Origin of the sequence: Saccharothrix sp. NPDC042600 (genome assembly GCF_040647305.1) — a bacterium.
GTDB lineage: Bacteria > Actinomycetota > Actinomycetes > Mycobacteriales > Pseudonocardiaceae > Actinosynnema > Actinosynnema mutabilis.
Map to the genome: position 1 here is coordinate 26,695 of NZ_JBEZBW010000085.1, position 9,530 is coordinate 36,224.

The following is a 9,530-nucleotide window of genomic DNA, read 5'->3' on the forward strand; positions in this document are numbered from 1 at the left end:
GGGGGAACTTGTTGTGTCCAAGCCCGTGTCCAACCCCGCCGCGACCAACGAGGAGCGGCTGGTCGACTACCTGAAGTGGGTGACCGCGGACCTGCAACAGGCCCGGCGGCGGATCGCCGAGCTGGAGACGCCCGAGCCGATCGCGATCGTGGCCACCGCGTGCCGCTACCCGGGCGGGGTGAACTCGCCCGACGACCTGTGGCGGCTGGTCGCCGAGGGCGGCGACGGCATCACGCCGTGGCCGGCCGACCGGGGCTGGGACACCGACCGGCTCTACGACCCGGAACCCGGCGTGCCCGGCCGCTCCTACACCCGCGAGGGCGGGTTCCTCGACCACGCCACGGAGTTCGACGCCGCGTTCTTCGGCATCTCGCCGCGCGAGGCGCTGGGCATGGACCCGCAGCAACGGGTGCTGCTGGAGACCGCGTGGGAGCTGTTCGAGCGCGCCGGCATCGACCCCGCGGCGCTCAAGGGCAGCCGCACGGGCGTGTTCGCCGGCGTGGGGGAGCAGAGCTACCTGGGGCTGGCCGGGCCGGAGGAGCTGGAGGGCTTCCTCATGACCGGCAAGCTCGGCAGCGTCGCGTCCGGCCGGATCGCCTACGCCTTCGGGCTGGAGGGCCCGGCGGTCACCGTGGACACGGCGTGCTCGTCGTCGCTGGTGGCGCTGCACCTCGCGGTGCGGTCGCTGCGGTCGGGGGAGTCGGCGCTGGCGGTCGCGGGCGGGGCCACGGTGTACGGCTCGCCCACCGGGTACGTGGACTTCTCCCGCCAGCGCGGCCTCGCGCCCGACGGCCGGTGCAAGTCCTTCGCGGCGGCGGCCGACGGCACCGGCTGGTCCGAGGGCGTGGGCCTGCTCCTGCTCGAACGGCTCTCCGACGCCCGCCGCCACGGCCACCCGGTGCTGGCCTTGGTCAACGGCACGGCGGTCAACCAGGACGGCGCGTCCAACGGCCTCACCGCGCCCAACGGGCCGGCGCAGGAACGCGTGATCAAGGCCGCTCTGGAGGACGCCCGGCTGTCCGCGTCGGACGTGGACCTGGTCGAGGCGCACGGCACCGGCACCCGGCTGGGCGACCCGATCGAGGCCCAGGCGCTGCTGGCCACCTACGGCCGGGGCCGCACCACGCCGTTGCTGCTCGGGTCGCTGAAGTCCAACATCGGGCACAGCGTGGCCGCCGCCGGCGTCGGTGGCGTGATCAAGGTCGTGGAGGCGATGCGGCACGGCGTCGCGCCGCGCACCCTGCACGTGGACGAGCCGACCCCGGTGGTGGACTGGACGTCCGGGTCGGTGGAGCTGCTGCGCGAGGCGCGCGAGTGGCCGGTGACCGGGCGGCCCCGGCGGGCGGCGGTGTCGTCGTTCGGGGTCAGCGGCACCAACGCGCACGTCGTGCTGGAGCACGTGCCGGAGGAGCCCGCGCCGATCGTGCCGCACGACGGTGAGCTGCCGTTCCTGCTCTCGGCGCGCAGCACGGAGGCGTTGCGGGAGCAGGCTTCCCGGCTGCGCGACTTCGTGGCCGGCTCGGACGTGCCGCTGGTGGACGTGGCGAACACCCTGGCCACCGGCCGGGGCGCGCTGGAGCACCGCGGCGCGGTCGTCGCGGCCGACCGGGAGGGGCTGCTGGCGGCGCTGGACGCGTTCGACGGCGGCGTGACCCCGCAGGACGGCCGGGTGGCGTTCGTGTTCACCGGGCAGGGCGCGCAGCGCGCCCGGATGGGCCGGGACCTGCACGAGCGGCACCCGGTGTTCGCCGAGGCGTTCGACGCGGTGTGCGCACTGCTCGACCCGCACCTGCCGACGCCCCTGCGGGACGTGGTCTTCGGCTCGTCGGACCTGCTGCACGAGACCCGGTACACCCAGCCCGCGCTGTTCGCGTTCGAGGTGGCGCTGTTCCGGCTGCTGGAGTCGTGGGGCGTGCGGCCGGACTACGTGGCGGGCCACTCGCTGGGCGAGCTGACCGCCGCGCACGTCGCCGGCGTGTTCTCCCTGGAGGACGCCTGCACGCTGGTCGCGGCGCGCGCCCGGCTGATCGGCGACCTGCCCGCCGGTGGCGCGATGGTCGCGGTGGCCGCGCCGCCCGCGGAGGTCGAGCCGCTGCTGTCCCCGGAGGTCGGGATCGCCGCGGTCAACGGGCCCGCCGCGGTCGTGGTGTCCGGGGACGAGGAGGCCGTGCTGGCGGTCGCGGCCGAGCTGCGGGCGCGGGGGCGCAAGACCAAGCGGCTCACCGTGAGCCACGCGTTCCACTCGCCGCGCATGGACCCGGCGCTGGAGCCGTTCCGGGAGGTCGCGGCCCGGATCACCTACCACGCGCCGACGATCCCCGTCGTGTCCAACGTGACCGGCGAACTGGCGGGCAGCGAGCTGCTGCGGTCGCCGGACTACTGGGTGCGGCACGTGCGCTCGGCGGTGCGGTTCGCGGACTGCGTGCGGGCGCTGGCCAAGGAGGGCGTGACGACCTTCGTCGAGGTCGGGCCGGACGCGGTCCTCACGCCGATGGTCCGCGACACCGCGGACACGGCCGTGGCGGTGCCGTTGCAGCCCAGGTCGCTCGTGGGGGCGTTGGGCGCGCTGCACGGGCACGGCGTGGCCGTGGACTGGGCGAAGTTCTTCGCGGGCCGCGGGCGGCACGTGCTGCTGCCGACCTACCCGTTCCAGCGGCAGCGGTTCTGGGTCGAGCACGCCGAGTCGGTGGACGCCGGTGAGCTGGGGGTCGAGGCGGCGGAGCACCCGTTGCTCGGCGCGGCGGTCGCGGTGGCCGGCGCGGACGAGGTCGTGTTCACCGGTCGGGTGTCGCTGCGGTCGCACCCGTGGCTGGCTCGGCACCGGGTGCACGGCGCGGCGGTGCTGCCGTCGTCGGCGCTGGTGGAGTTGGCGATCCGGGCCGGGGACGAGGTCGGGCTGCCGCGCCTGGCGTTCCTGGAGGTGACCGCGCCGGTCGCCGTGCCGGATCGCGGTGACGTGCAGGTGCAGGTGCGGTTGGCCGGGGGCGCGGTGACCGTCCACACGCGAGTCGGCGGTGAGTGGGTGTTGAACGCGAAGGGCGTGTTGGCGCCGGCGCGTGCGGTGTGGTCTTCGTCGGGCGAGTGGCTCGACGTGGAGCCGGTGGACCCGGGCGGGTTCCGGCTGCACCCGTCGTTGTTGGACTCGGCGTTGCGGGCGTGGGGTGCCGGGGACGCGGTGGGGGCGTGGGGTGCCTGGGACGCGGTCGAGTGGCGGGATGTCGAGTTGCACGCCGTCGGCGCGTCGGCGGTGCGGGTGCGTCGGGATGGCGACGGGTTCCTGGTCGCCGATCCGGCCGGTGGGCCGGTGCTCAGCGTGGGCGCGGTGCGGCTGGCGGAGGTCGGCGCGGAGGTGGTCGCCGGAGCGTTGATGCGTCCGCACGACGCGCTGTTGCGGGTGGTGTGGGAGCCGGTGGAGTTGCCGCCGTCGGACGTTCAGCCGCGCGTGGTGCGGTGGTCGCCGGGTGGGGACCTGCACGAGCGGGCGGCGGCCGCGTTGGCCGACCTCCAGGCCGGTGAGCCGTTCGTCGCGGTGACGCGGGGCGCGGTGCGCGACGTCGTGGACGTGGACGGCGCGGCGCTGTGGGGACTGGCCCGGTCGGCGCAGTCCGAGCAGCCGGGGCGGGTGGTGCTGGTCGACGTGGACGACGATCCGTCGTCGGAGGCCGTGATCCCGTCTGTTGTGGCGGCGGGCGTGCCGCAGGCGGTGGTGCGCAAGGGCGTTGTGCACCTGCCGAAGTTGCGTCGGGTGTCCGGTGGGGTGGCGGCGTGGGGGACCACCGCGCTGATCACCGGTGGCACGGGCACGTTGGGTGCGGCCGTCGCCCGGCACCTGGCGCGCAACGGCGTGAAGACGCTGGTCCTGACCAGCCGGCGGGGGCCGGACTCGCCGGGGGCGGCGGAGCTGGTCGCCGAGCTGAACGGGTTGGGGGCTCGCGTTCGGGTGGTGGCCTGCGACGCCGCCGACCGGGAGCAGTTGCGCGCGGCGGTCGGGGACCTGCGGTTGAGCGCCGTCGTGCACACCGCGGGTGTCACCGATGACGCCCTGCTGGACGCGTTGACGCCGGAACGGCTGTCCACCGTGTTGCGGCCCAAGGCCGACGCCGCGTGGCACCTGCACGAGCTGACCCGCGACCACGACCTGTCCGCGTTCGTGCTCTTCTCGTCCATCGCGGGCGTCATCGGCGGCGCGGGCCAGGGCAACTACGCCGCCGCGAACGCCCACCTCGACGGCCTGGCCGCCCACCGCGCGGCCCTCGGGCTGCCCGCCACCGCCGTGGCGTGGGGCCTGTGGGCGGAGGCCAGCGGCATCACCGCCGCGCTCGGCGACGTGGACCGGGCCCGCATCGCGCGGGCGGGCTTCCGGCCCGTGGAGACCGCGCGCGGCCTGGCGATGCTGGACGCCGCCGTCGCGTCCGGGGAGCCCGCGGTGCTGGGCGCGCCGCTGGACCTCGCGGCCCTGCGGGCGCGACCGGACCAGGTGCCGCCGCTGCTGCGCACCCTGCTGCCGACGACCCGCCCGGCCGCTCGCACCGGCGCCCCGGCCCCGGACCTCGCCGAGCTGACGCCGGCCGAGCGGCGGCGCGCGGTGGCGGAGCTGGTCCGTCGCGAGGTGGCGGCGGTGCTCGGGCTGTCGGGAGAGGTGCCCGACAAGCCGTTCCCGGACCTGGGTTTCGACTCGTTGCTGTCGGTGGAGCTGCGCAACCGGGTGGCCGCCGCCGCGAACCTGGTCCTGCCCGCGACGGTCGTGTTCGACCACCCGACGCCCGGCGCGCTGGCGGCGTTCCTGGCCGGCGCGTCCGGGGACGCCGACGTGGACTACGCGGTCGAGCTGGCCGACGACGTCCGGCCGGCGGCGGAGGTCGTGACGACCGTGTCCGCGCCGGACCACGTGCTGCTGACCGGCGCGACCGGGTTCCTCGGGGCGTTCCTGCTGCGCGAGCTGCTGATCACGTCCGACGCCACCGTGCACTGCCTGGTGCGGGCGGAGGACGCCGGCGAGGGGTTGCGCCGGATCGAGGCGAACCTGCGCTGGTACCGGCTGTGGGACGGCGTTGACCCCGCTCGGTTGCGGGTCGTGCCCGGTGACCTGTCCGCGCCGCGGCTGGGCTTGTCCGAGGAGGTCTTCGACTCGTTGGCGCGCACGGTGGACGCGGTCTACCACGCGGGCGCCACGGTGAACTGGCTGCGGCCGTACGCGGAGCTGCGGGCGTCGAACGTCGGTGGCACGCACGAGGTCCTGAGGTTGGCCGCGCGGCATCGGACGGTGCCGGTGCACCACCTGTCCACGACCGGCGTCTTCGCGGGTGCGCGGGAGCCCGGGGTGCCGCTGGCGGTGGACGACCCGACCGGGCCGCCGACCGCGTTGCCCAGCGGGTACCTGCGCAGCAAGTGGGTCGCGGAGTCGTTGATCGGGCAGGCGCGGGAGCGGGGTCTGCCGGTGCAGGTGTACCGGGTGGACCTGGTGTCCGGCGACCAGGTGAACGGGGCCTGCCAGACCCGGGACTTCGTGTGGCTGACCACCAAGGGCCTGGTGCAGGCCGGTGCGGTGCCCGCGGACCTGGACGGGTCGGTGCCGATGGTGCCGGTGGACTACGCGGCGGCCGCGGTGGTGGCGCTGTCGGCGACCTCGGGTGGCGTCTTCCACGTCTACAACCCGGGTCGGGCGAGCTGGCGCGAGATCGTGTCGCGGCTGCGGGCGCACGGGTACGTGCTGGAGGAGTTGCCGCGGGAGGAGTGGCGGCGGCGCGTGCTGGCCGACCGGGACAACGCGCTGATCCCGTTGCTGGACGCGTTCGAGCTGATGGTGGCCGACAACACCGGGTTCTACCCGCTGGTGGACGTGTCGGGGACGGAGGAGGCGTTGGCGGGGACCGGGATCGCGTGCCCGCCGATCACGGGTTCGCTGGTGGACACCTACATCCGGTTCTTCGCGGAGACCGGGTACTACCCGGCGGTGTGAGCCGGGGCAGTGTGGTGGCAGTGTGGTGGCAGTGTGGTGGCAGTGTGGTGGTGGTGTGGGGACGCCCCCGGACTGTAGTGGTGTGGGGGACGCCCCCGGGCCGTGGTGGTCCGGGGGCGTCCTTCTCAGTTGAGGGCGTAGGCGCGGATGATGGTCTGGTGCTGGGCGTTGCCGTCCGGGTCGGTGACCTTGGAGCGCAGGGACACGAACTTCGCGTCCGCCGGGTGGAAGGCGATCGCCTGCCACTGCGCGTGGTTGCGGGTCACCGGGGCGCGGTGCCAGGTCGTGCCGTCGTCGTAGGAGACCTCGACGGTGGGGGTGTTCACGCGGCCGGTGTCGGTGGTGCCGTTGCGTTGCACGTGCAGCGGGATGGTGAAGGGGCGGCCCGCTTTGGCGGCGTTGGTGTTGTCGAGGTCGGGGGTGAAGCGGGCGGCGAGCAGTGGGAGCAGGGCCGGGGTGTCCGTGCCGGTGCTCTCGGAGGTGAAGGTCCACTCCGCCGTGACCTTTGTGGACAGTCGGGCGTAGGTGGAGCGGTCGGCGGTGGTGCGCAGGGTGTACCGGGCCCGCTCCGGGCCGACCTTGAACACGCCCAGGCCGGGGGAGGGGTACTCGCCGATCGTGGTGCCGTTGTGGGAGAGGGTCGTGGTGCCCTCGGCGTTGGCCGAACCGGAGCGGCCCCTGTTGTTGTCGGTGAACATCGGCACCACGAACCGCGTGTGGTCGCCGATGCGGGCCGCGAAGTACAGCGGGCCGTCCGAGCCGGTCGGGAACGCGGGCGAGAACACGCCGGTGTTCCAGCGCTCGGTGGTGGTGCGACCGCGCGGGAAGCTGCGCGGGCGGGACTGGTCGACCACGGAGACGAAGTCGAACCGGTCCGGGTCCACCATCTCGATGAACTGGCCGTCCCACGGCTCGTCCGGCGTGTAGTACTCGGTGAGCGTGCCGGGGAGGGGGATGACCAGGAAGTTCTCCCGAAAGCCGACGACGTTGGGCGTGGCCGCCGCGTGCTCGGACCTGACCTTGGCCAGGTCGGCGTCGCGGTAGCGCCACCGGAGGTCGTGCGGGATCGCACCGTTTTCGGTGCGCCGCAGGTGGTAGAGGTACGGGCTGCCGGTGAACGTCGTGCCGGTCCACTCGCCCAGGCGGGCTTCGGCGGTGAAGGTGAAGCGGTCCGGCGCGGCGGTCGTGGACGGCTTGAAGGTGAACTGGTCGTAGTTCGGGATGTGGCTGGTGGCGCTCAGCTCGCCCCAGGCGGTCTTCATCCGGAACCGGTACTTGGCGTTGCCGGTCCTGGCGTTGGGCTGGTCGGTCCGGAACTCGACCTGCTTGGCCTCGCGCGCGTCCAGGGTGAGCTGGGTGTCGGCGGTGACGGTGAACGCGGGTTCGACGAACTCGGCGTTGGTGTAGTTGCGGTCGGCTGTTTGGGTTTGCACGAAGGCGGAGAAGTAGAACTCGCCCTTGGACACCCGGGTTGTCACGGTGCCGGACGGGTCATGGTTGTGGTGCGACCTGCGGTTGTTGACGTCCACGAAGCTGAAGAAGTACTTGTCGGTCGGGGATCCGTGGTGGTCCAGGACCTTGACGGTGACGTTGTAGCTCTCGACCTCGCGGGTGATGGTGATGGGTGTGCGTGTGGTGTGTCCGTCGCCGGTTGCCGTGATGGTCCCGCTGTAGACGCCGTCTGGTGCGTTGACGCGGGTGTCGGCGGTGGCGGTGGTGGCGGCACTGCCGCCGGCGGGCACCGTGAGGCGGGCGGGGGAGAAGGTGAACATGGCGGGTGGGGCCGGGGTGCCGTGCGGGTCGGTGACGTCGGCGGTCAGGTCGAGGGTGATGGGGTGCGGGCCCGTGTTGGTGTAGGTGATCGTTCTGGTGATCGGCTGGTCGTCGTGGTGCGGCCACTGGGCCGTGCCGAGGCTGAGGCTGCCCACGTCGGCGGTGAGGTCGGTGGTGGCGGCCTTGCCGAGGTCCACGCGGCCCGCGCCCTGCTCGAAGATGCCGCCGTTCGGTTTGGCCGTGCCCATCAGCGCGGCTTTGAGCTGGTCCGGCCGCCAGTCGGGGTGCTTCCCGGCCAGGACCGCCGCCGCGCCCGCGACGTGCGGGGTGGCCATGGAGGTGCCGGAGTGGGCGATGTACCCGCCGCCGGCCTTGGCGGCCGTGATGTCCACGCCGGGGGCGGTGATGTCGGGCTTGATCACGCCGTCCACGCGGCCCCGGCTGGAGGTGGCGGCGAGCTTGTCGCTCTTGTCGACCGATCCGACGGTCAGCGCGGCGTCGGCGGCTCCCGGGCTGCCGATCAGGCCGCCGGAGTTGCCGGCGGCGATGACGAAGAGCGTGTCGTGTTCGGCGGTGATCCGGTTGACCGCTTGGGAGAGCGGGTCGGTGCCGTCGCTGGGCATGGGCGAGCCGAGGCTCATGTTGACCACGTCCGCGCCGTTGGCGGCGGCCCACTCCATGCCGGCGATGATCCAGGAGTCCTGGCCGTAGCCGCGGTCGTCGAGGACCTTGGCGTTGAGCAGCTTGGCGTCTGGGGCGACGCCCCGGTAGGTGGTGGAGCCGCCGGTGGTTGAGCCGTCGGTGGTGGAGCCGCCGGTGATGGTGGAGGCGACGTGTGTGCCGTGGCCGACTCGGTCGTCTGCGGTGTCGGAGTCGGTGAAGTTGTGGGCGTTGCTCACCGCGTCCTGGAGGTCGGGGTGGTTCTGGTCGATGCCGGTGTCCAGGACGGCGACCGTGGTGCCCGCGCCGGTGTGGCCGGCGGCCCAGGCGGTGGGTGCGTTGATCTGCGGGACCGAGGTGTCGAGGTGGGCTCGGACCCGGCCGTCCAGCCAGATGTGCTCGGCGTCTTGGGCGGTGGTCCAGAAGGTGGGGTCGCGCGGGATGGACAGCGCCTGGGCGTTGAGGGCGTTGAGCGCGCGGCCGTTGGCGGTTCGGGCGCCGGTGGGATTCGGGTGCCGGACGATCAGGGGTAGCTCGTCGCGGGAGGCGTCGTCGTAGCCGGCTCGGAGTAGCTCGCTGACGTTGAACAGCCGCGGGTCCAGTTGCTTGCGGGTCAGGCCGGTGACGGCGTCGTGGGGGATCACGTGGACGTCGCCCCGGACGTCGGTTCGGGACGTGAAGCCGATGTGCTCGCGTCCTCGGGCGGCTTTGACGATCACGCCGTCGGGGGTGGTGCCCAGGGTGACTTTGTCGCCGGTGATGAGGGTGATCGTGGGGCCGAGGGGTGCTGTGGTGACCGGAGTGGCCGCCGTTGTGCCATCTGTGTCGGTTGTGACCGCTGTGACTGGTGTGGTGGCTGTGGCGGTGTGGGTGGCTAGTGCGGCGGCTAGCAGGGTGAGCCTGGTCCCCCAGTGGGACATCAACCCTCCAGAAGTGGTGCGGCAACACCTGGGCGGTTGCCGCTTCTGGGGAGCTGTACGGGGTGGGTGGGCTTGGGCGTTGCCTTTGGGCTAGGCGGAAGTGAAAGCGAAGAGCGAAGGGATTAAAAGCGGCGCTCGCCGCGCGGCAGGCCCCCGGGGGTGGAAGGGCGTCGGTTCGTTCCCCGTACGGCCTGCCGGAGGCAACCACCCTTCTCCCT

General features: G+C 73.4%; 2 protein-coding genes. One reads left to right on the forward strand and one right to left on the reverse strand.

The features are described 5' to 3' along the window. The first annotated feature begins 13 nt into the window (after window positions 1-13). Window positions 14-5,959: a thioester reductase domain-containing protein gene (locus AB0A74_RS33230; protein WP_358255767.1), complete on the forward strand. Its 5,946-nt coding sequence runs from the start codon at window positions 14-16 to the stop codon at window positions 5,957-5,959. A 125-nt stretch (window positions 5,960-6,084) separates the two neighbouring features. Here AB0A74_RS33230 and AB0A74_RS33235 read toward each other — a convergent pair whose 3' ends face one another. Further along, window positions 6,085-9,111, reverse strand: coding sequence for a S8 family serine peptidase (locus tag AB0A74_RS33235; RefSeq protein WP_358255769.1), 3,027 nt, complete (start codon window positions 9,109-9,111; stop codon window positions 6,085-6,087). Window positions 9,112-9,530 lie beyond the last annotated feature (419 nt).